We start from the raw sequence: 26,664 nt of genomic DNA on the forward strand, positions 1-26,664 counted from the left end.
CCAATTGTGTCAAAGGCAAGACGGCGAGGTGTTCCGAAGATTAGAGTGTCTTTGATGCCAATTTGATCTCGGAGACTCTAGTGGGGACCGGCGAACAGGGTGTCGTAGTCGATCGACTCCCCGGTTTCCTTGTTGATGAGCACGAACTCCAGATCCGATGTTGCGCCATCCAGGGATGCCCGGGGGGCCGAGACGTAAATCCGGAAGGTGCCGACCCGGTCGCCCTGCACGGGCAAGTCGACTTCCTTCACTTTCCCGTTGGTGACACCGAGGACTTCCATGGTTGCCCCTTTGACACCCCGAGTGGTCAGGACGAAGTCGTTGTTCACCCGCTCCATGTTCAGGATCTTGAACGTATAGCCGTTGCGGATCGACCCATCGGACATGGGAACGAACAGCGGGCTGCGCTCATGCAGGACGTTGACTTCCAGGCGGGACCGGGTGGCCAGGCTGGTTGCCATCAAAGCGCAGACCAGCACCAGGACCACGGTGTACAGGATGGTCCGGGGACGGATCAATTTGGTGGGCTCGGGCTTGCCTTCTGCCCGGGCGTTCTGGTTGGCCACGGAGTCATAGGTGATCAGGTCCGTGGGCAGGTTGAACCGCTTCATGACCGAGGCGCAGGCATCCACACAGAGACCGCAGCCGATACAGCCGATCTGTGTTCCTTCGCGAATATCCACGCCGGTAGGGCAAACCTGGACGCAAAGGCCGCAGTCAACACAATGGCCGCGCTGGGAAAAGTCGGCATCCTTTGAATACTTGCCCCGGGGCTCTCCCCGCCACCGTTCATAGGTCACGATGAGGGAGTGCTCATCCATCATGGCCGACTGGAAGCGGGCATAGGGGCACATGTAGATGCAAACCTGTTCCCTGGCAAAGCCCGCCATGACATAGCATCCGCCGCCGACCACGGCGATGGCGCCATAGGTGGCCGCGCCAGCTTTCAGGGTGAAGATCTCCGCCAGGGCTGTCCAGGGGACCGGTTGGAAGTACAGGGAGAAGCCAATGCCCACTGCCAGGGAAATAGCCAGCCAGATGATGTTCTTAAGGGCCTTCTTCGCCAGCTTCTCTCCGTTGGTCTTGCTATGGTCCAACTTGATGCGGCTGTTGCGTTCGCCTTCTACTTTCCGCTCGACCCACACAAACAGGTCGGTGAAAACGGTCTGGAAGCAGGCGAAGCCACACCAGACCCGTCCGGCCAGGGCGGTGGCGTAGAACAGAGTAATGGCGGCGATGATCAAAAGGCCGGTCAGATAATAGACTTCCTGCGGCCAGATCTCGATGAAGAAGAAATAAGCCTTGCGACCGGGCAGGTCGATGAAAATGGCTTGGTCTGGCGCGTCACCCGACCGGGTCCAGCGGATCCAAGGACCAACCCAGAACACGGTCAGCAGGATGCCCATCATCCACCACTTGATGTTCCGGAAGACGCCGGAGATCGAGCGGGGATAAATCTTCTGGTAGAGTTCGTACATGGAGTTGGATTTCGCCACGGGCTTTACCCCCTTGGCAACGCGGTCCTCGTCCTTTTTGGCCTCGTCCATCTTGGTCTTGCCTTCGCCGGGATCGACCGCTTCGTTCACCACAGACATCGTCCAGAAAGCCCCTATATCGAGTGCGGATTGGTGTGTGCAGGCGCATCGCCAGAGCCGCCGATGAGGAGGAAACTTCGGCAGTATGTCCGAAGTTATTGGGCCGGTTGTCTCTCCTGCCCGCTCTTCCCGGTCCTTTTGGCATGCGCCGCAGAAAAGCGTCGCCGCTCAAGACTCGCCCCCTCCGTTTTCCTTGGCTGATTCCCTGTTTTGGAATCTCCCCCCCTTGGAACGGACGCAACGGCCTGATCTTCGGACGCCTCAAAAGCGTCTTAGGGCGGAAAGCCCCACACCGGCAATGATAATTGTCATGGGCGATATAGTCCATAAGGGCCTCCCCCCACAAGGGTGAATGGCAGGGGGGCGGTATTGAGAAGGAAGGGGGGGTACCTCCTGCGGAAAGGGGGTGGCCTTTCAGGTGTAGGCTTTTGCCTGGAGAGCTAAGCCTCTGGTGAGCTTGTTTTTCCTGGTCTATGGCTCGATAATTCCTAGAATCAATAGGCGTGAAGGGGAAAATAGATCCTATGGGCGAAACAACCATACTCACCGCTGCCGATGGCCATCGGTTTGCCGCCTATGTTGCCGAACCACAGGGGCAGGCCAAGGGGGGGCTTGTGGTCGTCCAGGAAATATTTGGACTGAATCCCCATATCCGTGACGTCTGTGATCGGTGGGCCGCTGACGGTTTCTTGACCTGTGCGCCAGCCTTGTTCGACCGGGTGGAACGGGGCGTGGAATTGGACTATGACGAAAAGGGAATGGCCCAGGGGAGGGCGATTCGCACTGAATTGGGTTGGGAGCTCCCCCTTCTGGACCTGACCGCAGCGCATCAGGCGGTGGAGCGGGCCGGGAAATGCGGGGTTATCGGATTCTGTTGGGGAGGCTCCCTCGCATGGTTGGCGGCTTGTCGCTTGGGCTTTTCTGCGGCGAGTTGTTACTATGGCGGCCAGATCGGTGATTTTATCGAGGAAACGCCCGGATGCCCCGTGGAGATGCATTTTGGCCGACTCGATCCCCTGATTTCGACCGAGGTTGTGGCCAAGATCCGCGCTGCGGAGCCACCGGACACGGTTATTTATGACTATGAGGCCGGGCACGGCTTCGTCTGCGATCGCCGGGACAACGACTTCAAGCCGGAGAGTGCCGCCTTGGCCAAGGAGAGAACTCTGGCCTTTCTGACCCAAGCCCTGGCCTAAGCCCCCATGGCTGAAGAACGGAATACACCACCGGGTCGGCGACCCCGGCGCGATGGCCGCAGAAATCCCAGTGATGGGTTGTCTGGTGGTCCACAGGGCGTCGATGACGGGGTGGATGGGGATTCGCTTCCTTTGGTATCCGACTCCGACTCCGATTCCTCTTTGGGAAGGGGGACAGCTTGGATTGAAGCCGAGGAACGGCATGCGGCCGCCTCCATCGGGGAGGATGGGTTGGAGAGCTTGTCCGATCCTTCTGTTGACGGTCTCGGTGACCGGCCCGTGGGGGGAGGGCGCCCTGGGTGGGGCGTCGGTGTCGAGACCACCCGGCATTCTGCCAGAAGAGTTCTGCCGAAGGACGATGTGGAAACCCTATTCAAAGGGGGGCGCTCGTCCGGCTCGGTAAAAACCCCCTTTAAGGAAGAAGACGACAATAAGGAAGTGAAGGGGTGTCTGATCGTGCTTCTGCTGGCTGCTGTGGCGGCGGGGGGGTGGTTTTTGTTCGACCAATTCGGGGGGGCAGGTGAGAAGACGAGCCCGGTGAAGCGAACGGCACCCCCTATCACGCAGGTCGAGGCCATCAAGGAAAAGACCGTGGTGGATACGCCTCGGCCGTCCGCTCCAGCCGCTCTGGCGCGCAAACTCGTCGCTCCTTCGGATGAACCTGAGGGGGGCACCAAGGGGGAGTCCGATCAGCAAAACCTGGCCGCGGTGCTGGGAATGCCCGGAGCGGAAGGAGAAGCTTTGGACAGTATGATCCTAAGCCAGGAGGGGGTGGATGTGAATTCCGTCTGTTATAACGGGCAACCGGCCCGTCGTGTGCCCAGTCTTTATGGTTTGCCCGGTGGCTTTGCCATCACCTACGCGCTCACCCCGACCGGGGGACCCCGATTGGAGTTCATGCCCCCTACGGTGGACCTGTCAAAGGATGTATTGTACTACGCGGCTTTTGGTGATCCCCAGGTCAAGGGGTTTGAAGGGAACCGGTCCCGCACCGTGCCCAACCGACCTGCGGCCATACAGCGGGTGATCTTGGCTTGGGTTGCAGGTATCGCCAATGGTCCTTGTGATAGCGGCACCTTGCCTTAGAGCATGTTGCGTGAATCACATTTCACGCAACATGCTCTAAACCTCTGAAATTGAAGCAAATCGTCACGCCTACGGCGTGCGTTCCGCCCGTCGCAATCTGTTCCAGATTGCTCGGGATTTGCTCTAATACCCTCCCAAGCGCAGGACCAGAGCGCAGAGTACGCCTGTCATGGCGGCATTGAGGTAGAGGCCCCGCCAGACGAGGGCCAGGGCATAGACACCGGCCAGGGCTCCCGTGGCAGCGGCGATAATGGCCACCATACCTGGGTTTTGGGCCAGTTGGGAAATGGCCAGGGCGGCGATCACCGCCCAAAGACCGACCACAGTCAGAGAGACCGGTTTGGGAAACAGATCGTAGGTGCCGTCCCGGACGGCGAAAAGGGCGGCGGCTGTCGCCAGACAAAGGGGGGCACTCCAGGCGAAAACGCCGGTTTCCGTAGCAGGCAGGATGGGGGTCAGGACGAGGCCTGCGATCAGCCATTGGCCAAGGGCGGCATTGGCCGGGTCGGCCCGCTCCGCCCAGAGACGCCGAACGGCTGGATAGGCGAAAATCCAGCAGGGCCAAGCCAGAGCGGGCAGGGCAACCAGCGCCAAAGACAGAGGTTCTCCGGGCCAAAGGGCCTGCCCCAGGGTACCATCGGGTAGGGTGGCGAGCCAGGGGGCAACCAGGGCTGCCAGGAAGATCACGCCGGGGAAGGGGCGCAGGGGCACCAGCCAGCCCGCTCCGGTTCGGGCGACGCCCTTGGGGCGGAAGGCCAAGAGACCTGCCATGACCAGGGCAATAAGCGGCCAAGCCAGACCCTGGGTGAGCAGGGCCAATCCCAAGAGGATCCAGAAACCGTGACACTGCCACAGGGCCAATGGGGGGCCCCCATGGGCCTGGTGGAAGGCGCGGACCAGGACATGGATCAGGGCCAGGCCAACGGCGAGTCCCGGGGCCGTGGCGCCCGCCTGGAGTCCCACCTCCCCCAAAGCCAAGGTCGCGGCAAAAAGGATCGCAGCCACCAGGGCGAGGGGGCGGTTCAGCAGGACCCGACCGGTTTGATGGAGGATCAAGACCGCGAGGAGGGCGCAGAGGGCCGAAGGCAGTCTATGGGGCCAGAGGGAGTCGGAGAGGAGGGAGCCTGTGGCATGCATCGACAGCAGACCCAGCCAATGGGCGGCGGGGCTGGACACAGGCTCCATCTGGTGCAGGGCCAGGGCCTGGGTTACGGCCACGAAAGCCTCTTCTCCGCTGCCGTTGGGCAAGGGGGAAATCAAACCATGGGCCAGGAAAAGGGCCGTCAACAAGGCGAGCAGGAGATGGGGGCGCCAACCGGTGAGCAAACGATACATGGACTGGAGAACTCCGGGGAAAGGGATGCCGGGCGGCATTGAACCCGCGTTCCCTAGATAGGGCCATGACATCCGTCATGCATCCCCTCCTATGGTCCCCTCCTAAGGCCTCTTCCCCCAGGAGTGCCGTTGAAAACGCGGAACCCCGCGCCGGTTTGGGGGCGCGGGGTTCGGAGACTGCGGTATCCGGCGTGATGGGACCGAATTAGCGGGTGGGAATGGGCGTCTCGCCGCTGTAGTCGTAAAACCCCTTGCCGGTCTTGCGACCGAGCCACCCGGCTTCGACATACTTCACCAGCAGGGGGCAGGGGCGGTACTTGGTGTCCGCCAGGCCCTCGTGCAAGACATGCATGACCGCAAGGCAGACGTCCAGGCCGATGAAGTCGGCCAACTCCAGGGGACCCATGGGGTGGTTGGCGCCCAGTTTCATGGCGGTGTCGATGGCGTCGACCGAGCCTACGCCTTCGTACAGGGTGTAGACCGCTTCGTTGATCATCGGCAGGAGAATGCGGTTGACGATGAAGGCGGGGAAATCCTCGGCGGAGACCGGGGTCTTGCCCAGCTTCAGGGTCAGCTCACGGATTTGGGCGAAGGTTTCCTCGCCGGTGGCGATGCCGCGAATCAGCTCGACCAGCTTCATCACCGGAACCGGGTTCATGAAGTGCATGCCCATGAACCGCTCCGGACGGTCCGTGGAGGCCCCCAGGCGGGTGATGGAAATGGAGGAAGTATTGGAGGCTACGATACATTCGGGCTTCAGCTCAGGGCAGAGTTCGGCGAGGATCTTGCGCTTGACCGATTCGCTCTCCGTGGCGGCTTCCACCACCAGATCGCTGTCGGCGAAGGCCTTCATGTTCGTGGCGGTGACGATGCGCTCCATGGTGGCGTTCACATCGTCTTCGGAGATCTTGCCCTTGGAGGCCTGACGGTCCAGGTTGTTGCGAATGGTGACCTTGGCCTTTTCCAGGGCTTGGGCATTCACGTCCATCAACACAACCGAATAGCCTGAAAGCGCGCTGACATGCGCGATACCGTTGCCCATCTGTCCGGCGCCAATAACGCCAATCTTCTCGACCATGCTTCAGCCTTTCGCTTTTGGAGCGGTTCGGCTCCAAGGGGAATCCCTGGAACCTGGATCAGGTCCTTGGATGGTTGACCCGCCGCCCGGAGGTGGCGGGTCCTGACCTTTTCTTACTTATCCAGTTCCGCAGTCAGCTCGGGAACGGCCTGGAACAGGTCGGCGACCAAACCGTAGTCGGCCACCTGGAAGATTGGGGCTTCCTCGTCCTTGTTGATGGCCACGATGACTTTGGAGTCCTTCATGCCCGCCAGATGCTGGATGGCGCCAGAGATGCCGACGGCCAAGTACAGTTCGGGGGCGACGATCTTGCCGGTCTGGCCGACCTGATAGTCGTTGGGCACATAGCCGGCATCCACCGCAGCGCGGGACGCACCGACAGCGGCCCCGAGCTTATCGGCCAGCGCCTCGATCAGGGCAAAGTTCTCGCCTGATCCCATGCCACGGCCACCGGAGACGATGACCCGGGCGCTGGTCAGCTCCGGACGTTCGGACTTGGAGAGCTCCTGGCTGACGAAGGAGGTCAGAGCCGGATCGGTGGCTGCGGCCACGTCTTCAATCGTGGCGCTCCCCCCCTCGGCAGCGACGGGGTCGAAGGCCGTGGCACGCACGGTGATCACCTTGATGGCGTCGGCGCTTTGAACCGTGGCCATGGCATTGCCGGCGTAGATGGGTCGGACAAAGGTGTCGGCGGAGACAACGCCGGTGACCTCGGAGATCTGGGCCACGTCCAATAGGGCAGCAATGCGCGGTAGCAGGTTCTTGCCAAAGGTTGTAGCCGGAGCCAGAACGTGGGAGGCGTCCTTGGCCAGCGCGACGATCAGCGGCGTCAGGCTTTCCGCAACCGCGTGCTCGTAGTAGCCAGCCTCGGCCTTGAGCACCTTGGCAACACCGGCCGCTTTGGCGGCTTCCTCGGCCGCGGGACCGCAGTCCTTGCCCGCCACGAGAACAGTGATATCGCTTCCCGTGGATTGGGCAATGGCCTGGGCCGCTGCGATGGCGTTCAAGGTGGAGGGGCGGATGTGAGCGTTATCGTGCTCGGCGATGACGAGAAGTGTCATGATCAGATTACCTTCGCCTCGTTCCTAAGCTTGTCAACCAGCGTGGCCACGTCCGGAACCATCACGCCTGCGGAGCGGGAGGCGGGCTCTTCCACCTTCAAGGTGGTCAGGCGCGGCGCGGGATCGACCCCGAGGTCGTCCGGCGACAGAGTCTCGATGGGCTTCTTCTTTGCCTTCATGATGTTTGGAAGGCTGGCATAGCGTGGGGTGTTCAGCCGCAGGTCGGCGGTCAGCACTGCGGGCAGCTTCAGGGACAGGGTTTCCAAGCCGCCATCGATTTCACGGGTGATGGTGGCCGCCCCCTCGCTCAATTCCAGCTTGGACAGGAAGGCACCCTGGGACCAGCCAAGAAGGGCCGAGAGCATCTGACCGGTCTGGTTGGCGTCGTCGTCAATGGCCTGTTTGCCGAGGATCACCAGATCGGGGCTTTCCTTGTCCACCAGGGCCTTCAACATTTTGGCCACGGCCAGGGGCTGGAGCTCAGCGTCGGTTTGGACCAGAACGCCCCGGTCGGCGCCCATGGCGAGCGCGGTCCGGATGGTCTCTTGGCACTGTTGCACGCCCAGGGAGACGACGACCACCTCGGTGGCGGTTCCCGCTTCCTTCAAGCGCACGGCCTCCTCGACGGCGATTTCGTCGAAGGGGTTCATGGACATCTTCACATTGGCCAGTTCGACCCCCGTGTTGTCCGCTTTCACCCGGATCTTAACGTTGTAGTCGACGACCCGCTTCACCGCGACCAGTACTTTCATGGATTTCCCGTCATTCAGAGTGTGGGTTTTTGTTGTTGGACTCGCCCCGCCATGGGGCCAGTCCTCGAATAGGTTCGGCGCCAGAAGATCCGCATTGGATCATCTATCACTCTTTCATCCGCCCAGAAAGGGTCCCCGCGATGGTTCGGTGGCGGAGATTCATTCCGGCGGTTGTGAGTTCGCACTCGGGTATCACACCCGAGTGCGGTGCAAACATACGGAGCCGTTCGGAAGAAGTCAACGACACCCAGAAAACCGGAGCGCCAGGGTCTGGCATCTTTGAAACGATGTTACTCTTTACTCCTGTTGGCCCCAGGAACCCAAAGGATATCGGCCTGTCCCAGGTCGTTCACGTGGCGGGCCAGGACGAACAAATGGTCGGACAGGCGATTGGCATAGTGCAGGGCCTGATCGTTGACTTGCTCCCCTTCCTCTGCCAGTTGGAACATCAGGCGCTCGGCCCGGCGGGCCACGGTGCGGGCATGGTGCAAATGGGCTGCGGCGGGGCGTCCTCCAGGCAGGATGAAACTGCTCAAGGGGTCAAGATCAGCATTCATGGCGTCAATTTCCCGCTCCAGACGGGTCACGTGGCCTTCCGTGATGCGCAGGGCTCCCTCGTTGGCTGCGGTATGGGCCCCGGTTTCCTGGGGTACGCACAGGTCGGCGCCCAGGTCGAACAGATCGTTTTGCAGCCGCCCGATAATCAGTTCGGTCAGCTCGCCTGCCTCGGTGGTCGGAATGCGGCTATCGGTCGCGTGAAGTCTGGCAACCCCAAGGATGGCATTGACTTCATCGACCGTACCGTAGGCTTCGACCCGTGTTGTGAACTTGGAGACACGGGCTCCGTTGCCCAGGGATGTCTTGCCAGCGTCGCCTCCTCGGGTATAAATCCGGGTCAGCTTTACCATGGTGGTGGGTCCTTGTTCGCCGTCGTGTTAAAGCAAGGGATCGGTGTCCGCAGGGACGAAGATGGTTTTATCGCCAGTCCTGTCCGGGGCTCTTTTCCGGGTGGGCATTTCGGGGCACCATGGCGGCCCTCTGATTCGAGGACCTCAAGGTGGCACCGATGAAGGAAGGCACTATAGGAAATAGGGTCCCCCTTTGACGAGGGAAAGTGCTTTGGGTCAAACGTTCGCGTGGTGGGTCCATACCCGGGATGTCGCCACCGCACCTAACCCGTGGGTCGACGATGGGGTCCACGAGCCATGATCGGGAAGTGATGCGCCTTTATTCCACTCTTCTTTCATATATTGCCCGGAGCTACCTAAAGGCTCTATTGGGGGCGACTTTGATCGTGTCGTCCCTGTTGTTCCTGTTCGATATTATTGAGATTACCCGGCGCACAGGCTCGCAATCCATCGGTATCGATCTGGTGGCAGAGATGGCTTTCTATCGTCTACCCATGGCTCTGCAAGCGTCCCTTCCCTTTGTGTTCATGGGCGGTGCGGTACTTGTCTTCTGGAAATTCGCCCGTTCGAGCGAGTTGGTGGTCTTTCGGTCCATCGGCATGTCCGTTTGGAAGTTTTTGTCGCCGATCATTCTTGTGGTCGTGGTTCTGGGGGTCATGAACGTGACTCTGTTCAACCCTCTGGCCGCCAGCATGTATGCTAAATTCGAACAGATGGAAGCGACTCTTGAGACCTCCGTGAACTCTACGCCCCTGGCCTTCGATGACGGAGGGTTGTGGTTGCGGGAGAATCGAGAGGACGGGCAAGTGGTCATGCATGCTAGAGAGGTGCGTCAGATCGACCATGCTTTGCGCATGAAGGATGTGACCATCCTTCGGCTCGGTCTGGACGGACGGTTTCGGGAGCGTGTCGATGCCAGTTCTGCGGGTTTGGAAAAGGGGCGTCTGTTGTTGTCCGACGCCATGGTTACCCAGCCCGGTCGGCAGGGAGAGCATTTTGACACCCTGGTGGAACCAAGCAACCTGACCTTGCCCAAAATCAGGGACAGCTTCTTGCCGCCGGAAACCGTATCTTTTTGGGACCTGCCCGATTTCATCCGTTTTTTTGATGCGGCGGGATTTTCCTCCCATGCTCATCGACTGCAATGGCATGCCCTGTTGGCCTCCCCCCTTCTGCTGGTGGCTATGGTGCTTATGGGGGCGGTTTTTTCTCTGAAACCGAGCCAACGGTCGGTGAACTGGCTGTTCCGCATCGTTGGCGCTGTCGCCGCTGGGTTCGCCGTTTTCTTTTTCTCCAAGATCACCTTCACCCTGGGGTTGGCGGAAACACTGCCGGTCAGCATGGCTGCCTGGTCGCCAACTTTGGTGACCACATTTGTCGCCCTGACCATTTTGTTCCATCTGGAAGACGGTTAGTCACCATGCGCGTCGCATTCTTGCACCCAGACCGGAAAGAGGACAGTTCCGGATCTTCATTCCTTTATCAGGGCTGGGCAGCTCTGGGTTTTGTGCTTTTGGTGGCCGCTGTACGGCTGGCCTTTTTAGGCAGTGATTTGGTCACCCTCCAACCGGGGGAGGCGGCCCTTTGGCTGGCCGGGCGGACCGCAGGGGTCGCTGCCCTGGGGGCCCAGCCACTGATTCCCTTGTTCCTTGGGGTGGTGACCAGCATTTTCGGGGATACGGAATTTGCCTTACGGGCCCCGGGAGTCCTGGCCGGGGCGGCAGCCGCGATGGTCGTCTGGCGGTTGGCCATGCAGTTATATGAGCCTCGGGTGGCTTTCTGGTCGGTGGTGCTGTTCACCACCCTACCGGTTGTGTCCCATGGAGCTGCTGTGGCCGCCACAGCAGCCTATTTGCCTCTTTTCTGGGCTCTGGCCCTTTATGCCTTGTTGCGGGGTCTCAAGACCGACCGCTTATCCTGGTGGCTGACCCTTGGATTGCTGTTGGGATTGGGTTTGCTCACGGATTGGGCGATGGCTCTTCTGGTCCCCTGTTTTGTCATTTACGCTTTAATTTCGACGGAATATCACGCCCTTTGGCGTCGCCGTGGGCTTTGGGTGGCCTTGATTCTGGGGGGGATCCTGGCCGCTCCCGGCTATTGGTTCGCCATGGAATCAGGGGGGGCGTCCGTTGTTCCCACCCCCGAGCTTGGAGGGGCCTATCTGGTGGCCCAATTGGCCCTTTTTGGTCCTTTGCCGATGATTGTTCTGCTCTGGGTGGCCTTCCATTCAGGGAGTCAGGGAGGGGCAGGGTCCTCCCAGGATGGGCGCCGGGCAGCTGACGAGCGCCACCGGATGGGCTATCGCACCCGTCTTTTCCTGTGCTTTTCCCTCCCGGTTCTCGTCTTTCAGACCTTTGCTGCGGCATCGGGCCTGGTCGTTCCGTCCGTGGCTGCGGTCCCGGCCTATGTGGGCGGTGCGATTCTCGTTGCGGCATGGATGACCGCGACGCGCCTACGCCACCTTCTTCTCCGATTGGCGGTTCTTCTGAATATTTTGGGGGCCTTGGCCTATTTCAATATGGATGCCGGGCTGCGGGCAACCGGCTTGCGGCCTCCGGAGTGGTTGGATCCTTTCTCCGATTCCCGGGGATTGGATTCCGTCGGCCTATGGGGCGCCAAGCTGGCCGCTCTTTACCCAGGTGCCCATCTGGCCTTCGACGACGCCGACCTGCGCGCCATTTTGTCCTTTTATATTCACCCCCATCCGGAAAGGACACTATTGGTGCCCGGCGGGGCTAAGGCTCTGGCCACCCGTCCCGACGTACCCCCGGGGGATTATCTGGTGATCACCAGGGATTCCGACCAGGATTGGGTGATGGAATTGCCCCCAGGTTCTCGGACTGCGGGGTTCATTGCTCTGGAAGTTCTGTCGGGGCGGTGGCTGACCGTGAACGCCTTGCATTTGTCCATTGCCGGGCAGGGCGCCGCCGCTGAAAAGCCTTAAACTTCTTTACAGTCGGAGGCCGTTTAAATCGTGTTCTCGGAGAGAAGATTGTGTTGCCCCTGTTGGAGTATTTTGAGCGAATCCTGACGGATATCAGGGCCAATCCTTGTCGGTATATGCTCGCCGTTGTGTTGCTTTTTGTCGCCTTTCCAGGGATCGACCTGTGGTTCTCGGGGCTGTTCTATGATCCCGTGACTGGTTTTCCCGATTCCAAGGGGGAGGGCTGGGAATTCATGCTTAAGGGTGTCCCCTGGCTGGTCTACGGCGCAGTGATCTTCCTGACTATTTTGTGGGTGGCGGGACGGGTTCTGAAGATATCCTTTCCCGGCATTGATGGGGCTCGGATCGCCTATCTGTACACCACCCTTTTGCTTGGACCTGCTCTGTTGGTGAATGGTGTCTTCAAGGCCCATTGGGGGCGCGCTCGACCCATTCAGATTGAACAATTCGGTGGAGATGCCTTGTTTTCCCCTGCCTGGGTTATCTCAGACCAATGCAGTTCGAACTGTTCGTTCTCCTCGGGTCATGCCTCTTTGGGGTTCTGGACTACGGCACTTGCCCTTCTGGTTCCGCCGCCCCATCGGTCCTGGGCGATGGCCGCCGCCATGACTTTCGCTGTGTTGGTGGGGATGTCGCGCATCGTGGTGGGGGGGCATTTCCTGTCTGATACGGTCTTTTCCGGTATCTTCGTGATGACCATCAACTTGGTGCTTTATCGGTGGATGTTGGGTCAGAAGGCGGTGATCTGACGGTTGTCGTCAAATTGTGTACAAGACAGGGCGTGTTTTCCCGTCACGGAGCTTTGCCCCATCCCCCCCCACCGGGGCCGAAAGGCCCCAGGCCCCATGTCTTTGTTGATAAAAGAAAAATGGGGGTTTGGGCAATCGCCCAAAAATACGAAACACTGTCGCGTATTATCGGTCGAAGGTTTTCTCTAGGACCTGTTGACGTTCAAATTTGGGATTCCCACTCGGTCTAGAATTTGATTCAAAGCTTGGTTTGAAGAAGGAATCAAGCTTTGGACCGCGATATTTTGAGTGATCGGCAATGGGAAGCCATCGCCCCCTACTGTCTTGGTAATACCAAGGTGCGGTGAGCTTGACTCACCGCACCTTGGAAGCGGCCAAGTGGCCGCCGCGCCTTATGGCGCGTAAAAGCCCGCCTGGCGTTTGAACGCAAGAAAAGAAAAGCGGCGTGGGTTTCAACCGGCGCCGCTTGGTATAAGACCAGCGATCCAGGCCAGACCGGAGGAGATGGCCGGTTGTTCTTGGAAGGCGTGCTGTGGATTGCCCGGACGGGTTCGCCCTGGCGGGATCTTCCGGCGGAATTCGGGAAATGGAATTCGGTCTTCAAACGCTTCCGCCGTTGGGCCAAGGCTGGAGCTTTTGAACGCATCTTCAATGCCTTATCTACAGATGCGGATTTCGAGTACGCCATGGTTGATGGCACCATTGTCCGCGTTCACCGTCACGGCCAAGGCGCGAAAGGGGGACTCAAAGTCAGGCAATCGGCAAAAGCCGGGGCGGCCTGACCACCAAGATCTGGTCGATGGGCTGAGACAATTGGTTCGCTTCCAATTGATGCCGGGGCAGCGGGGGGAAACCACCGGGGTAGCCGGCCTGATCGATGGCCTGAGTTTCGACGCCTTCCTTGGCGACAAAGCCTATGATGCCGACAGGCTGCGCGATCTCTTGACGCAACGCGGCATCGAAGCGGTCATTCCGGCCAAAGCCAACCGTATGACCCCAATCCCCCACGATGCCGAAAAATACAAATGGCGCCATCTCATTGAAAATTTCTTCTAAAAGCTCAAGGAATTCAAGCGCATCGCCATGCGTGCCTGCAAGACCGATCAAAGCTTCGCCGCTATGATTCATCTGGCAGCAACTGTCATTCGAACCAGATGAACGTCAACAGGCCCTGGGGATCGCATTCCGATCAGCAAAACATATTCACTTCAACGACATAGATAGATGGGTGTTATGAAATAGCACAGTACACGTCGGTGACTCGTCTTTTTTCGGTGATTGCTCAAGCCCATTTGTGGGCCAATGCCCCCCTTTTTTCTTTTACAAATCATCGTCTGATAGGCTGGTTGGGAAGATTGGTTTCCATACCCTGAGGCCCGGGGAACGCCCGAAACAGCGCCCGCGCAAGGGCACCCATAGACCCGATCAGGTCCCGGTTCCGATCAACCATGACCGCTCGCCCCTGGTAGACCGTGCGCCCATTGTCCCGGATGGTCACCGTCAGCCGCTTCTCCACTTCCGAGGGCTCCACCGCCATCCCTTGACCGCCTGGGCGAGGAACCATCGAGGTCTCCAGCGTCACCTTCCAGGGGGCGGCATATCCCTTATCCGCATTCAGCCAAGAGTTCCCCTCCCTCGCCAGCAGCGCCCCCACGATATTCGCCGCCGTTTGAAACACCGGATCAGCCGTCTGTCCCCGCGTCAGAGCGTTAATCACAAAGGCCGTCGGTGGCGGGTTGGTCGGCAAGTTATGGACACGTTCGACACTTACGGCGGAAGCGCCCGAGCTGCCCATACCGCCTTCGCAAGCGCTTAGGAGCGGCACCACAAGCAGCCCAGCCGCCAGAAGAAGGAGACGGGTCCAACCACCGACCCGGGCGGTGGACACCCTGGCATGGGTTAGAATTGTCATATTGCGTATTGGGATCACCTTGGCCTCCGCGCTCGTAGGGTGTGCCCGCGCGTGATGGGGGCGATGTCTTTCTTAGGATGGGTCTTTCGCAGGATGGAAACCTGTTTTGGCGCAACATTTTACCTCACGCCGCATTGCAACACAATGGAGCCTTGAGAAAAAGCCAGTCAAACCGGACGGCGCGCCCGGAAAGCTGCCGTCAGCGTCCCATCGTCGAGGTAGTCCAGCTCCCCGCCAACGGGTACGCCCTGGGCCAGTCCCGAAAGGCCGATGCCCAGGGGTTCCAGCCGATCGGCGATCACATGGGCGGTGGTCTGCCCATCCACGGTGGCAGGCAGGGCCAGGATCACTTCGGTCACCGCCCCTGTCCTGGCGCGGATCTCCAGCCGATCCAGCCCCAGGTCATCCGGTCCAATGCCGTCCAGGGCCGAGAGCAATCCCCCTAGAACGTGGTACTGCCCTTGGAAGGCCCCCGCCCGCTCCAAGGCCCACAAGTCCGCCACATCCCGAACAACGCAGACCAATGCGGGATCCCGCCGGGGATCGGCGCAAATCGCGCAGGGGTCGCTGGTGTCGAGATTGCCGCAGGTCGCGCAAGGGCGCACCTTTTCGGCGACTTGGGCCAGTGCTTCCATCAAGGGCTCCATCACCCCTTCGCGCTTTTTCAGGAGATGCAAGGCCGTTCGGCGGGCCGACCGGGGTCCCAACCCCGGTAAACGGGACAACAACAGGATCAGGCGGTCGATTTCCCCACCGGACATGGTCTGTCTATCCGATTCAGAGCAGAAGCAGGAGCGGGAGAATAACGCAACGTGGAAGCGGAATGCGGGTACCCTCCGTTCCCCGTCTCCGCGTTAGCCCCCCCATCCGCGTTAGAAGGGCAGGTTCAGGCCGGGGGGCAATTTCAGCCCGCCGGTGACTTCCGCCATCTTTTCCTTGGAAGCCGCATCCACCTTGCCCTTGGCGTCATTGAAAGCGGCAACGATCAGATCTTCCAAAACCTCCACATCCGACGGATCGACCAGGGTTTTGTCGATTTTGATCCCCTTTACGTCGCCCTTGCCGTTCAAGGTAATCGTGCACATGCCCGCAGCTGATTGCCCCGTCACTTCCAGGTTCTTCAGATCTTCCTGAACCTCGGCCATGCGGGTCTGGATCTGCTGGGCCTGCTTCAGCATTTGCCCGATGTTCTTCATGTCTCGTCATCTCCGCTAAAGGGATCATCCATATCGTCCGGATCCAGTACGCCTGGATCCAGGGCGGGGTCCATGGCCGCGTCCAGGATCACCTCCTGGGCTTCGGCTTCCTCCAGGGCTGCCCGGACTTCGGGATTTTCCCGAACCGTACCCACCGTTGCCCCCGGAAAGGCCCCCAGGACCGCACGGATCAGGGGATGGGAATGGATATCCGCCTGGGTGGATTCATGCAAGGTCGGTTGGCCCGGTTTATCGGTCACCGTGACCATCCACCGTCGCCCGGTCCATTCAGCCAGCAGTTTCCCCACCTGCCCCGCCAATTTGGAAGGCGCTCCATCCTGGGGGTGAATCTCCAGCACCCCGCCCTTGGGGTCGTAGCGCACCAACTGGACATCCCGATAGAGATGGCCAGCCACCACGGCCTCCCGCTTCTCGCGGAACAGGCCGACCAGATCCTTGAACGTCGCCGGACTCCGGCCCCCTCCGCCCGCTCGCCCTTGGTCTCGGTTCGCACCGGAGGGGGGAGCTGTCCTGGGAGCGGGGGGGACATTAGGGGGGAGATTGGACCTGGATCCGGCGCCCGCGCTGGCATTCGCCATCGGGTCCGCCACCCGATCCGCCATCCGCGAGGGCTCCGTGACAGGCGGAGCCTCGGCCCAGGGTGGTGGGTCAGGGTCAGGCTTTGGGACCAACTGGGGCCGCGCCATGGTGGGAGACGCCGCGCCCGCAGCCGGGCCTCCCTGGCCCCCAGGCGTCCCCCCTTGCCCCCCCTGGTCGGGGGGCGGGGGCGCCGATTGCCCCACGGCCGTTGCCATGGCCGACCCTGGTCCCCCCTGAGACCCACCACCTGTGGGCGGACGGGGAGCAGGCGCACCTTTGCCCGTGAGGTGGCGCAGGGCGTCCTCAGGCGTCGGCAAATCGGCGGCATAGGCCACCCGGATCAGGGTCATTTCCACGGCCTGCAGGGGGACCGGCGCGTCCCGGGACTCCCCAAGCCCCTTCAACAGCATTTGCCACGCCCGGTTCAGAGCCGCCATGGACAGGCGATCGGCCATATCCTTGCCCCGTGTGCGCTCGGCTTCTGGCACGGCGGCATCCTCGGCCGAGGCAGGAACGACCTTTACCCGGGTCATCCAGTGGACCAGTTCCAACATGTCCTGCAGCACCACAAGGGGATCTGCGCCCAGGGCATATTGGCGGCTCAGCAGGGCCAGGGCCTCTGCCGTCCGCCCCACCAACAGGTTGTCGAGCAGGTCGAAGACCGCCGCCCGGTCGGCCAGACCCAGCATGTCCACCACCTGAGCCTCGGTGACCGTACCGCCACCATGGGCAATCGCCTGATCCAACAGCGAGAGGCCGTCTCGGACCGAGCCATCCGCCGCCCGGGAAATCAACGAAAGGGCGCCCTGGTCGACGCTGGCCCCTTCCTTTTCGGCGATGCGCGCAAAATGGCCGACCAATTCGGCCACGCCCACCCGCCGCAGGTCGAAGCGCTGACAGCGGGACAAGACCGTGATGGGAACCTTGCGGATCTCGGTGGTGGCAAAGATGAATTTCACATGCTCCGGCGGTTCCTCCAGGGTCTTCAACAGGGCGTTGAAGGCGGCGGTGGAGAGCATGTGCACTTCGTCGATGATATAAACCTTGGTCCGGGCCGAGGTGGGGCGGTAGCGCACACCTTCCAGGATTTCCCGGATATCGCCCACGCCCGTGCGGCTGGCGGCATCCATCTCCATGACGTCCACATGGCGGTCCTGGGCAATGGCCCGGCAATGGTCGCAGACGCCGCAGGGGGTGATGGTCACGCCCCCCGTTCCATCGGGGCCGACGCAATTCAAAGCCCGGGCGATCAAACGGGCTGTGGTCGTCTTGCCGACGCCGCGCACACCGGTCAGCATCCAAGCCTGGGCCAGACGCCCCGTATTGATGGCATTGGTGAAGGTTCGGACCAGAGCTTCCTGGCCGATCAAGGCGTCAAAGGAGGACGGACGATACTTCCGCGCCAAAACGCGATAGGGGCCGGTCTCCGGCGAAGGGGAGTCTGGGAGGTCGGTTTCGCTCATACCCTGCCCGGTTGCGGGAGCCAGTCCCCAGATGGATTATTATGGGGGAACCCGCTGGGAGCGGGCCGATCTCCCCCAGGCACGGCGACCGCGTCTTAGTGGGGGATCGGAGGAAATCGGTGGAAGACTGGACGCGACCCGGGGCGAAACTCGTTACGGCTGCTTCCTTCCGGACCTGACCGGGTTGGCGAGGACCTCGTCCACGCCAGCCTTCCGAGCGCAATATGGACCAGCCCCCCACCCGGATGCAAGGGGTGAGTTTTGATGGAAGAGCAATGGGGAAATCGATTTCGATTTCTGCCCATATGTTCTACGTTTTGGGCTTGATGACCTGATGTCGTCCAGATGGGAGGGACACATGGGAGAATGGGGGCCGAACCGTGAGAGCGGCCTGGCCCGTTATCGTCAACTGAATCCGGCCCGGGTGGGATGGGCCGATCACATGGGGATCCGTGACCTTGAGCCAAAGCCAACAATTGACCATCGACGAACTGGCCGAAAACTTCGAACTGTTCGACGATTGGGAAGACCGCTACCGCTACATCATCGACCTGGGCAAGAAACTGCCGGCCATGGACGATTCGGAAAAGAGCGAGAGCAACAAGATCCGCGGCTGCATGAGCCAAGTGTGGATCGTCCCCGAAGTCCACGAAGGATCGCCTAAGACCCTCAGCTTCCGCATTGATTCCGACGCCCATATCGTGCGCGGCCTGGCCGCCGTGATGCTGATCCTCTTTTCAGGCAAGACGCCAGAGGAAATCCTGGCCGTCGACGCCGACGCCAAGCTGAAGGAGCTGGACCTAGACAGCCACATCAGCCCCAACCGCCGCAATGGCGTCGCAAGCATGATCCAGACCATCCAGAACATGGCCAAGCTGCACGCCTGATCCGCGCCCCCCTGATCCTCAAACCCCTGATCCTCAAACCAGGGCATCCGATCAGGGCTTGAAGCTCTCGATACCGACCAAATTGGTGTCGTAGGGCGTCGTCTGGTACATGTCGTTGATCCAATTGCCAAAGAGCAAGTGACCGTGTCCCCGCCAATGGTTGACGGGGGCGCGCGTCGGATCATCGTCTGGAAAATACCCCTTGGGAATGGCGCCCCCCGCGAGCTTGTCCCGCTCATATTCGCGGGCAAGGGTGTCGGTGTCGTATTCCACGTGGTTGAACATATGCACGGCCCGCTTCTTCGGATCATCCAGCAGGCAGACCCCGGTCTCGTCACTTTCGGCGAGAACGGAGATCCCGGAGTCAGGGGGAATGTCCTCCTTCCGCACTTCGGTCCAGCGGGAGACCGGAATGGCGATGTCATCGGCAAATCCCCGCATATGGGGAGAGGAGGGACAGCGATTCCAATGGCGGAAGATGCCGAAGGCCTTCTGTGGCAATTCATATTTGGGCATGCCATGGAAATGGTAAACCGCCGCCTGGGCCGCCCAGCAGATGGTCAGAAGCCGGTGCACATTGGTCTGGGTCCAATCCAGAATCCGGCGCATCTCATCCCAGTACAGAACCTCTTCGAAGGCGAGACGTTCGACCGGCGCCCCGGTGATGATAAAGCCATCGAACCGTTCATTCTTCACCGCTTCCCAGGGCCTGTAGAAAGACGCCATATGATCGGGGGGCGTATGGCGGGACTCATGGTCCGTGATCCGCACCAGAGTCAGATCCACCTGAAGGGGCGTGGCACCAATCAAACGCGCCAATTGGGTCTCCGTCTGAATTTTGTTGGGCATCAGATTGAGCAAAGCCACGCGCATGGGCCGGATATCCTGCCGAATCGCATGGGTTTCGTCCATGACGTTAATGCCTTCCTCCTCCAGGATCAGGCGCGCAGGCAGTTCATCGGGAATCTTGATCGGCATGGTCGGATACGCTCCCAAAACTTTTTGACCTAAAACTTTTTGGAACGACGACCGTGGCTGAAATCCGCTTTTTTGCCGGAATGGCCACATCCTTCCCTCTGGAAGCGCCACCTTGCCCGGATCGGCAGGTTGGCGTTGGGCGTCGCCCCAACTCGTGATGTGCAGAATCTGCGTTACAGATGTACAGGCGCCCGCGCCGCTCCACAAGGGGGGGCGACAAAGAAGGACCAACAATCAGACGACCAGCCCCTCCAAGGTCACCCGGTCCAAAAGCACAACCCGCCCCCGCCCCAAGGTCACCAACCCCCGGCGTTCGAAATCCTTGAGCTGTCGACTGACCACTTCCCGCGCTGTCCCCAATTCCTTGGCCAAGTCCTGGTGGGTGCCCTCCCAGGTTCCCTCTCGATGATGGGACAACAGGAAGCGGGCCAGCCGGGCCTCAATCCGTCCGAAGGCCACCTCCTCAATCAGCATCAACAGGTCCGAGACCCGGGTGGCATAGGCGGAGAAAACAAAGTGGCGAAAATTCGGGCTGCCATCCATCAGGCGGGAGAACGCCCCTGCGGGAAGAACCAGAGCCTCCACGGCGGTTTCGGCCACCCCTTCAGCCCCATAGGCCTGACCGTTCATCAGACAGGCGGTGGTTAACACGCAGGTTTGGCCCCGCTCAACCCGGTACAGGACGATTTCCCGACCGGACTCGGCGGTTTTGCAGACCCGCACCGCCCCGTCGGTCACCATCAAGAAATGCTCGCAGGTCATCCCCTCGGTGAAGACGATCTTGCCTGCGGAAAGGCGCGCCATCGCCAGGGAGCGCGTCAGTTCCAGCCGATCCCGCTCCGGCAAAGCCATCAGGTCGGGAAAGGCCTCTAGCGAAGGGAGAGGCGCCATGCCGGACGGGTCCAATGCAGCGGGATCAAGACAGGCCTTGACGTCCCATGGCCAGGAACTTCTCCCGACGACGGGCGCGCAGGATGCCCCCTTCCAGGGTCAACAGATCGGTCAAGTGGCGCTCAATAGAATCACCCACCCTCTGGAAGGTCAGGCTCCGGTCCCGATGGGCACCGCCCATGGGCTCAGCGACAATCTCGTCGATGACCTTAAACTCCAGCAGGTCCTGTGCGGTTAGGCGCAGGGCCTCCGCAGCCTGCTGGGCCATGTCGCCACTACGCCACAGGATCCCGGCGCATCCCTCCGGTGAGATCACCGAATAGATGGAATGCTCCAACATCATCACCACATTCCCTGTGGCGATGGCAATGGCGCCGCCCGATCCCCCTTCGCCGATCACACAAGTGACCATGGGAACCTTCAGGTTCAGCCCCTTTTCGATGGTTCGGGCGATGGCCTCCGACTGCCCCCGTTCCTCAGCGCCAACGCCAGGATAGGCCCCTGCGGTATCCACCAGGGTTAAGACAGGCAAATGGAAGCGATCAGCCAATTCCATCAAACGCTGGGCCTTGCGATAGCCCTCGGGCCGGACCATGCCAAAATTGTGCTTCAGGCGCGTGTCGGTGTCATGGCCCTTCTCCTGGCCCACAACCACCACAGGCTCGCCCCGGAAGCGAGCCAGCCCCCCCACCAAGGCATGGTCCTCGGCGTAGAGGCGATCGCCGGCCAGGGGGGTAAAGTCAGTGAACAGGGCTTTGATGTAGTCCAGACAATGGGGCCGGTCCGGATGACGGGCGACCTGGGCCTTTTGCCAGGGCGTCAGCTTGGCATAAACGGCCTTAAGCTGCTTCTCCACCTTCTGTTGAAGACGGCCCACCTCCTCGGCGATGTTGATTTCATCGGCATCGCTCAGGTGGCGCAACTCCTCGATCTTGCCTTCCAATTCGGCGATCGGCTTCTCAAAGTCCAGAAAGTGCATGGCAATCCACGTCGTGTTCCAGACTGGCGCGCATGGCCCCGCGCCCCAGTCCCCAGGGAAAGGAAAGAGAAGCCCTTTCCCTATCACAGGACGCCGGTTGGGCGAAGGGTCATTCTCTCCCTTATTTGAGGGGTAGATGAACGCGTGTCAGCCATTTGGCGGGCGGGACCTCTCTGGGGTTGTTTAAATAGTCTTCGAAACAGGGATGGTCGGCGGGGTCCCGACCACTCCCGGGCAGCCAGTGGCCATAGAGCCAGGCATAGGCCCGCTCCAACTCCATATAAGGCCCTTCGTGGACCAGGGTGGCCGCCGTCATGGCCGGTAAGACCACGATCTCGCCCCCTTCCGGAGCAGGGGTACCCTCGGGAACGGTCAATCCCGCCTGGGAGCGCAGATCCTCCCTGGCCACCTGGGCCGGATCATCGTGATAGATCCCGATCATGCGCGACCCCGGCCCCAGCAGACCCAGGGAACCGGCCCAGGCGAACAACCGCTCGAACTGGCCTCCAATGGCGTTGTAATCTCCCCGATGGGGCAGGGTCGCCAGTCGGGTTTCAGAAATGTCCATCAAAGTGACATCGTAAGGGATCGTCTTCGGGCTCATGGCTCCAGATTCCGTCGCTTGAGTGAGAAGAAGGTCGGCGGGATCGAGCAAAGCCCGTCGGGCATCGCGGAAGGCCGCAGGAGAGTGTCCCGCATAGGCCGCAAAGGCCCGACCAAAAGCGGCCACGGAGCCGAACCCGGCCCGGCGTGCGACCTCCGGCATGGCCCGCCCATCCCGCGCCAGATCGACGGACGCCCGGTAAAGGCGTAGACGCTTCAGGGTGTCCTTGGGCGCTTCCCCCGTGGATCCGACATAGATCCGGTGGAAATGGTAGGGGGAGAAACAAGCCACCTCCGCCAGCGCCATCAGATCCAAGGGGTCGTCCAAATGGGCGGCCATATGGGCGATGACCCGACCGATCCGCCGGGCATGGTCATTGGTGGTGGTCTCTTTGGGCATGGGGCTTGTCCTCTCCGGTGGTCACTCCGCAAATCTTGCCGCAGGCGCGTTTGATCCGTCTTGCTAATACCAAGCGGCGCGGGTTGAAACCCACGCCGCTTTTCTTGCGTTCAAACGCCAGGCGGGCTTTTACGCGCCATAAGGCGCGGCGGCCACTTGGCCGCTTCCAAGATGCGGTGAGTCAAACTCACCGCATCTTGGTATAAGGAGAGAATACCGTCACGGAAGGTCCAGACGAAAAACAGTGCCCTCCGGTCCCGAGGAGACCAAGGCCAGGGAGCCCGATTGGGCGCGGGCCAATTCCCGGGCGATGGGCAGTCCGAGCCCCGTCCCCCCCGGCTTGGCCGATCCCGAAAAGGGCTGGAACAGGTTGTCCCTTGCCCGGTTGGGCAGACCGGGGCCATCGTCGCGGATTTCGAGAGTGGTTCTTTTCGCCCGCTCCTCCCTCCAGGCGTGCAGAACCACCTGGGAGGCTCCGGCCTCGGCGGCATTGCTCAACAGGTTGGTCAGGATCCGGAACAGGTGCCCTTCGTCGGCGCGCAGGGGGCAGTCCTCCTCCCCCTCCACCCGCCAGGTCACGTCGGGGAATTGATTCCGCGAGCGCGCCAAAGCCGGACCCACCGCCTCGGTCAGGGTCATGTCCCGAGGGTGCGCCTTGGGCGGCCCTTCCTTGGCGAACTTCAGGGTGCTCGAACACAGGGTAATCGCCCGCTCCACCGCCTGGGCGATCCCCTGGGTGATATGCTTCACCTCGGGATCGGCGGAGCTTTCCAGCCGGTCACTTTCCAACAAAGCTGTGGTCAGAATCCCTTTCAGATCATGGGAAACCTTGGCCACCGCCGTCCCCACGCCTGCCAACCGAGCCCGTTCGGTCAGGGCATCGCACAGCGCAATCTGCATGCCGCGCAGGGTTTCCTCGGCCATGCCCAGTTCATCCCGGCGCCCGCTGGGGCTGATTACCCGGGCCGGGTCGTCCGGCGCCTCGGAAAAGGCGGCCATATTGGCGGTCAGGCGTCGAATGGGCCGGACTGTCAACCAGGTGAGCGCCAGGAAGACCAGAGCGCCGGTGATCAGGGAAATCACCAGGGACAGCCAAAGGATCCGCCAGGAATAATCGAGCAGATCCATGCGCAGGGGGCCATCTCCCAAATAGACCTGGATCACCACTTCCGGATCCTTTGGGGACCAGCCGGTAACTTCGATCACTCGCTCCCCGCCGTACAGCAAGACATCAAAGGCATCCCATATCTGGTCCCAGGCGGAATATCGCCGCAGGTCATAGGAGGCATCCACACGGTGGGGCATGTCCGGCCCGAGCATGAGCACGGGCTGGTAGGGGCGCCGGGCTTTCATGGCAATGGCCCCTGCGTGGGACAGCAACATGGTTTGCAAGTCCGGATCGACCATCCCGTCGGGCGAGGCTTCCAGCCCCAGGAGAGCCAGATGGCTCTGCCCCAGGCGCTCTTCCAGGAATGTCACCCGGCGGAAGGAAATGGACGGCACGTAGATCAGCACCTCGGCCAGCATGACGAAAGCCGCCGTTAGTAACAGCAACCGCGCCGACAGCCCACCCGCCAGCGAGGGCAACCGTCGGGCGGCCGACAAAGAGCGGGACGGAGAAGGAGACGACGGATCGGTCATGGTCATCCAAAGCGAGAGAGGAAACGTACCAATTTACGCGTGCGCGATCCGAAAAGGGAGTCCGTGTAAAAGGATCCCGCAGCCCGTTTCCCCGCCTCTCCCAGGGTGGGGTAGGGCGCGATCATGGTGGCCAGTGAGCCGATTCTCAGCCCCGCGTGCAGGGCGAGCACCCAAGTCTGGATGAGCTCGCCCGCGCTTTTCCCGACAATGCCCACGCCCAGGATCTTGCCCTTTGGGGTGACAATCACCTTGACCAGACCGGCGGTCGCGCCCTCGGTTCGGGCCCGATCGTTCTCGGTCATCTCCCAGCGCAAAACCTTATGATCCAAGCCCTTGTCTTTGGCCTCCGCCTCGGTCAAGCCCACCTGGGCGACTTCCGGATCCAGGTAGGTCACCCGGGGACAGGCGGACAGGTTGGCCTTGGCGGGCAAACGAAACAGCGCGTTTTTGATCACGATCCCCGCGTGGTATCCGGCCACATGGGTGAATTGCAGGCCTCCCGCCACGTCACCGATGGCGAAGACCTTCCTGTTCGATGTCCGCAGACGCGCATCCACGGTGATCCCCTTGGGATCCCGATCGATCCCGGCGGCCTCCAGATCCAGTCCCTCGAGATTGGCGCGGCGCCCCAGGGCAACCAGCAGGTGGCTGCCCGCGAGGACAGTCTCTCCGCTCCCGTCGGGCCTGCCGATGGCCAGTCTCGGCCCCTCTGCCCCCCAGGTCACGGACCGTGCCACCATGCCCTCGTGAAGCTGGACCTCCTCCCTGGCCATCGCGGACCGGGCTACCTCCACCAGCTCCGGGTCGTCCCGGTTCAGCAGGCTGGCCATCTCCACCAGATGGACCTCCGCCCCCAGACGCCGGAAGGCCTGGGCCATCTCGCAGCCGATGGGGCCGCCTCCCAGGATCAGCAAGCGCTGGGGAAGGTCTGCGAGATCGAAGAGCGTCTCGTTGGTCAGGAAGGGGCCGTCGGAAAGGCCAGGGATGGGCGGCACCAACGGCCTCGATCCGGTGGCGACCACCACCCGTCGGGCGCTCACGCCTCGCTCTGTTCCGTCCGCTGCCGTCACGGATAGACTGGTGGCGCCGGTGAAGCGGGCTGTGCCGGTGAGCACGGTCACACCCAGCCCTGCGAACCGCTCCACCGAGTCGTGCGGTGCAATGCCCGCGATGACTCCTCGGATATGGTCGCGAACCCGGGCCATGTCGATCCGGGGAGGATCCAAATCCACACCGAATTGGCCCGCAGTCCGGGCTGACTGGGCGGCATGGGCCGCCGCGAGCAAGGCTTTGGATGGCACGCACCCGAAATTCAGACAGTCTCCTCCCATCGGTCCGCGTTCCACCAAGGCCACACTTGCGCCCATCTGGACGGCTCCCGCCGCCACGGACAGCCCCGCAGAGCCGCCCCCGATCACACAGAGGTCAACCGCCAAGGGGGAGAATGTCGTCATCTCCATCTTCCTTTTTCTGAGCCCCCTTGAAACTTTTATAGGCCACAGGCAGCAAAGCCAGGGCCGCGAGTCCCAGCAGGGGGCCGAAGACAGCAGGGTCGAAAATAAGGGACAGGTCAGGGCGTCCGCCCGCCTCCAACACAGCCCCCAAGCCATTCCCAACCGAGGCATAAACAGCGGTCCCCGGGATGATGCCTAGGACCGTGCCTAAAACATAGGTCCGCGTGGGCACCCCTACGAAGGCCGGGACCAAATTGACCAGCCAAAAGGGGAAAAGAGGGATCAGACGGAGAACCAGCAGGTAAGAAAAGGCGTGGCTTCGAAACCCCCGTTCCATTCGTCGGGCCATCTTGCCGGAGACCTTGTCTTTCCAGCCATCTCCCAGAACATAGCGGGCAAGCAGGAAAATCGCGGTGGCCCCCAGGGTGGCCCCCAAGACCACATAGATCGTGCCCGCCAGAGTCCCGAAGACATAGCCGCCAATAATGGTCATCCACAGCGCCCCGGGCAGGGAAAAGGTCACCGCCACGAAATACAGCAGGATGAACAGGCCAATCGCCAGAACGCCGTGTCGATCCACCCAGCTCTGTATGGCCTCGTGGTTTTCGGCAAAAGCCGCAAAGCTGAGCTGATGATGAACGCCACTGGCAAAGATCCCGGCCACCAGGGCCAGGAACAGCCCCAGGACCAACAGGCGCCCCCAGGGCCACCCAACCGCCGGTTTGGTGGCCTGCTCAGCCGGAGCGGCATCCGTTTTGCCTAGATCAATCGGTTCCATGAATCCTCCGGCCACTTGGCCGTTTTCTTTTTAGGACAGGGGTGGTACTTCTCGCCGGGGCGGAAGCCAGTTCACCCCATCAGGGTGCGCCCCGGGGCTTCCAAAGGTCCAATAAACCTTTCGTGAGGCGGAATTTCCTGCGGTTGGTCGTTGACCGAACGCAATCCCGCCGCTATAC

The 26,664-nt window shown here is 61.3% G+C and carries 23 protein-coding genes, 1 other RNA gene, 1 pseudogene and 1 riboswitch; of the genes and pseudogenes, 7 read left to right on the forward strand and 18 right to left on the reverse strand.

Annotated features, from left to right (window positions below; translation table 11 throughout):
- Positions 1-77 precede the first annotated feature (77 nt).
- Entirely contained in the window at positions 78-1,595 is a 1,518-nt protein-coding gene (ccoG, locus tag ACLIRY_RS16640) for a cytochrome c oxidase accessory protein CcoG (RefSeq protein WP_413206543.1), read from the reverse strand.
- A gap of 524 nt (positions 1,596-2,119) precedes the next feature.
- Between ccoG and ACLIRY_RS16645 the strand changes: the two genes are divergently transcribed.
- On the forward strand, positions 2,120-2,791 hold the full coding sequence (locus ACLIRY_RS16645) for a dienelactone hydrolase family protein (RefSeq protein WP_413206544.1): 672 nt from the start codon (positions 2,120-2,122) through the stop codon (positions 2,789-2,791).
- 6 nt (positions 2,792-2,797) lie between these two features.
- Entirely contained in the window at positions 2,798-3,877 is a 1,080-nt protein-coding gene (locus ACLIRY_RS16650) for a hypothetical protein (protein ID WP_413206545.1), read from the forward strand.
- Positions 3,878-4,000: 123 nt separating this feature from the next.
- On the opposite strand, the gene ACLIRY_RS16655 is transcribed toward ACLIRY_RS16650, so the two are convergent.
- The 5 genes from ACLIRY_RS16655 to ACLIRY_RS16675 all read right to left on the reverse strand — a co-directional run bounded on the left by ACLIRY_RS16655 (position 4,001) and on the right by ACLIRY_RS16675 (position 9,011).
- A complete protein-coding gene (locus ACLIRY_RS16655; RefSeq protein ID WP_413206546.1) occupies positions 4,001-5,212 on the reverse strand; it encodes an ArnT family glycosyltransferase in 1,212 nt (403 codons plus the stop codon).
- Between the two features lie 205 nt (positions 5,213-5,417).
- On the reverse strand, positions 5,418-6,290 hold the full coding sequence (locus tag ACLIRY_RS16660) for a 3-hydroxybutyryl-CoA dehydrogenase (protein ID WP_413206547.1): 873 nt from the start codon (positions 6,288-6,290) through the stop codon (positions 5,418-5,420).
- A gap of 113 nt (positions 6,291-6,403) precedes the next feature.
- A complete protein-coding gene (locus ACLIRY_RS16665; protein WP_413206548.1) occupies positions 6,404-7,351 on the reverse strand; it encodes an electron transfer flavoprotein subunit alpha/FixB family protein in 948 nt (315 codons plus the stop codon).
- A gap of 2 nt (positions 7,352-7,353) precedes the next feature.
- Entirely contained in the window at positions 7,354-8,103 is a 750-nt protein-coding gene (locus ACLIRY_RS16670; RefSeq protein WP_413206549.1) for an electron transfer flavoprotein subunit beta/FixA family protein, read from the reverse strand.
- 290 nt (positions 8,104-8,393) lie between these two features.
- Entirely contained in the window at positions 8,394-9,011 is a 618-nt protein-coding gene (locus tag ACLIRY_RS16675; protein WP_413206550.1) for a cob(I)yrinic acid a,c-diamide adenosyltransferase, read from the reverse strand.
- 311 nt (positions 9,012-9,322) lie between these two features.
- Between ACLIRY_RS16675 and lptG the strand changes: the two genes are divergently transcribed.
- From lptG to ACLIRY_RS16695, 4 genes and pseudogenes are all read left to right on the forward strand, one after another.
- Complete coding sequence (gene lptG / locus ACLIRY_RS16680; protein ID WP_413206701.1) at positions 9,323-10,426, forward strand: LPS export ABC transporter permease LptG; 1,104 nt, start codon at positions 9,323-9,325, stop codon at positions 10,424-10,426.
- Between the two features lie 5 nt (positions 10,427-10,431).
- Positions 10,432-11,955: a glycosyltransferase family 39 protein gene (locus ACLIRY_RS16685; protein WP_413206551.1), complete on the forward strand. Its 1,524-nt coding sequence runs from the start codon at positions 10,432-10,434 to the stop codon at positions 11,953-11,955.
- A 50-nt stretch (positions 11,956-12,005) separates the two neighbouring features.
- Positions 12,006-12,704, forward strand: a complete 699-nt coding sequence (locus ACLIRY_RS16690) for a phosphatase PAP2 family protein (protein ID WP_413206552.1) — start codon at positions 12,006-12,008, stop codon at positions 12,702-12,704.
- Between the two features lie 413 nt (positions 12,705-13,117).
- Positions 13,118-13,862 (forward strand): annotated as a pseudogene (locus ACLIRY_RS16695) (IS5 family transposase).
- 169 nt (positions 13,863-14,031) lie between these two features.
- Here ACLIRY_RS16695 and ACLIRY_RS16700 read toward each other — a convergent pair.
- The 5 genes from ACLIRY_RS16700 to ffs form a co-directional block, all read right to left on the reverse strand.
- Positions 14,032-14,616 (reverse strand): hypothetical protein, encoded by a 585-nt coding sequence (locus tag ACLIRY_RS16700; RefSeq protein WP_413206553.1) that lies wholly within the window; start codon positions 14,614-14,616, stop codon positions 14,032-14,034.
- Positions 14,617-14,783: 167 nt separating this feature from the next.
- Positions 14,784-15,377 (reverse strand): recombination mediator RecR, encoded by a 594-nt coding sequence (gene recR / locus ACLIRY_RS16705; protein ID WP_413206554.1) that lies wholly within the window; start codon positions 15,375-15,377, stop codon positions 14,784-14,786.
- Between the two features lie 111 nt (positions 15,378-15,488).
- A complete protein-coding gene (locus tag ACLIRY_RS16710) occupies positions 15,489-15,812 on the reverse strand; it encodes a YbaB/EbfC family nucleoid-associated protein (protein WP_413206555.1) in 324 nt (107 codons plus the stop codon).
- Positions 15,809-17,875, reverse strand: a complete 2,067-nt coding sequence (locus ACLIRY_RS16715) for a DNA polymerase III subunit gamma/tau (protein WP_413206556.1) — start codon at positions 17,873-17,875, stop codon at positions 15,809-15,811. Before ACLIRY_RS16715 ends, ACLIRY_RS16710 begins: the two co-directional genes overlap by 4 nt.
- Before the next feature lie 117 nt (positions 17,876-17,992).
- Positions 17,993-18,091, reverse strand: an RNA gene (gene ffs, locus ACLIRY_RS16720) — signal recognition particle sRNA small type.
- 236 nt (positions 18,092-18,327) lie between these two features.
- Here ffs and ACLIRY_RS16725 point away from each other — a divergent pair.
- Entirely contained in the window at positions 18,328-18,762 is a 435-nt protein-coding gene (locus ACLIRY_RS16725; protein ID WP_413206557.1) for a SufE family protein, read from the forward strand.
- Between the two features lie 51 nt (positions 18,763-18,813).
- Here ACLIRY_RS16725 and ACLIRY_RS16730 read toward each other — a convergent pair whose 3' ends face one another.
- From ACLIRY_RS16730 to ACLIRY_RS16760, 7 genes are all read right to left on the reverse strand, one after another.
- Complete coding sequence (locus tag ACLIRY_RS16730; RefSeq protein ID WP_413206558.1) at positions 18,814-19,740, reverse strand: homoserine O-succinyltransferase; 927 nt, start codon at positions 19,738-19,740, stop codon at positions 18,814-18,816.
- A 58-nt stretch (positions 19,741-19,798) separates the two neighbouring features.
- A riboswitch (SAM-I-IV-variant riboswitch) is annotated at positions 19,799-19,906 on the reverse strand.
- Positions 19,907-19,974: 68 nt separating this feature from the next.
- Positions 19,975-20,631: a Crp/Fnr family transcriptional regulator gene (locus tag ACLIRY_RS16735; protein ID WP_413206559.1), complete on the reverse strand. Its 657-nt coding sequence runs from the start codon at positions 20,629-20,631 to the stop codon at positions 19,975-19,977.
- Positions 20,632-20,656: 25 nt separating this feature from the next.
- Positions 20,657-21,610, reverse strand: a complete 954-nt coding sequence (locus tag ACLIRY_RS16740; protein WP_413206560.1) for an acetyl-CoA carboxylase carboxyltransferase subunit alpha — start codon at positions 21,608-21,610, stop codon at positions 20,657-20,659.
- Positions 21,611-21,731: 121 nt separating this feature from the next.
- Positions 21,732-22,613, reverse strand: a complete 882-nt coding sequence (locus ACLIRY_RS16745) for an AraC family transcriptional regulator (RefSeq protein WP_413206561.1) — start codon at positions 22,611-22,613, stop codon at positions 21,732-21,734.
- 219 nt (positions 22,614-22,832) lie between these two features.
- Positions 22,833-24,254 carry a sensor histidine kinase gene (locus ACLIRY_RS16750; protein ID WP_413206562.1) on the reverse strand — a complete coding sequence of 474 codons (1,422 nt, stop codon included), beginning with the start codon at positions 24,252-24,254 and terminating at the stop codon, positions 22,833-22,835.
- A 2-nt stretch (positions 24,255-24,256) separates the two neighbouring features.
- Positions 24,257-25,708 (reverse strand): dihydrolipoyl dehydrogenase family protein, encoded by a 1,452-nt coding sequence (locus tag ACLIRY_RS16755; protein WP_413206563.1) that lies wholly within the window; start codon positions 25,706-25,708, stop codon positions 24,257-24,259.
- The gene (locus ACLIRY_RS16760) at positions 25,680-26,486 is read right to left on the reverse strand and encodes a TVP38/TMEM64 family protein (protein ID WP_413206564.1); all 807 of its coding nucleotides are present in this window, start codon (positions 26,484-26,486) and stop codon (positions 25,680-25,682) included. The genes ACLIRY_RS16755 and ACLIRY_RS16760 overlap by 29 nt, the downstream gene beginning before the upstream one ends.
- Positions 26,487-26,664: the final 178 nt, after the last annotated feature.

The organism is Rhodospirillum sp. A1_3_36 (assembly GCF_047263945.1).
Classification (GTDB): Bacteria; Pseudomonadota; Alphaproteobacteria; order Rhodospirillales; family Rhodospirillaceae; genus Rhodospirillum.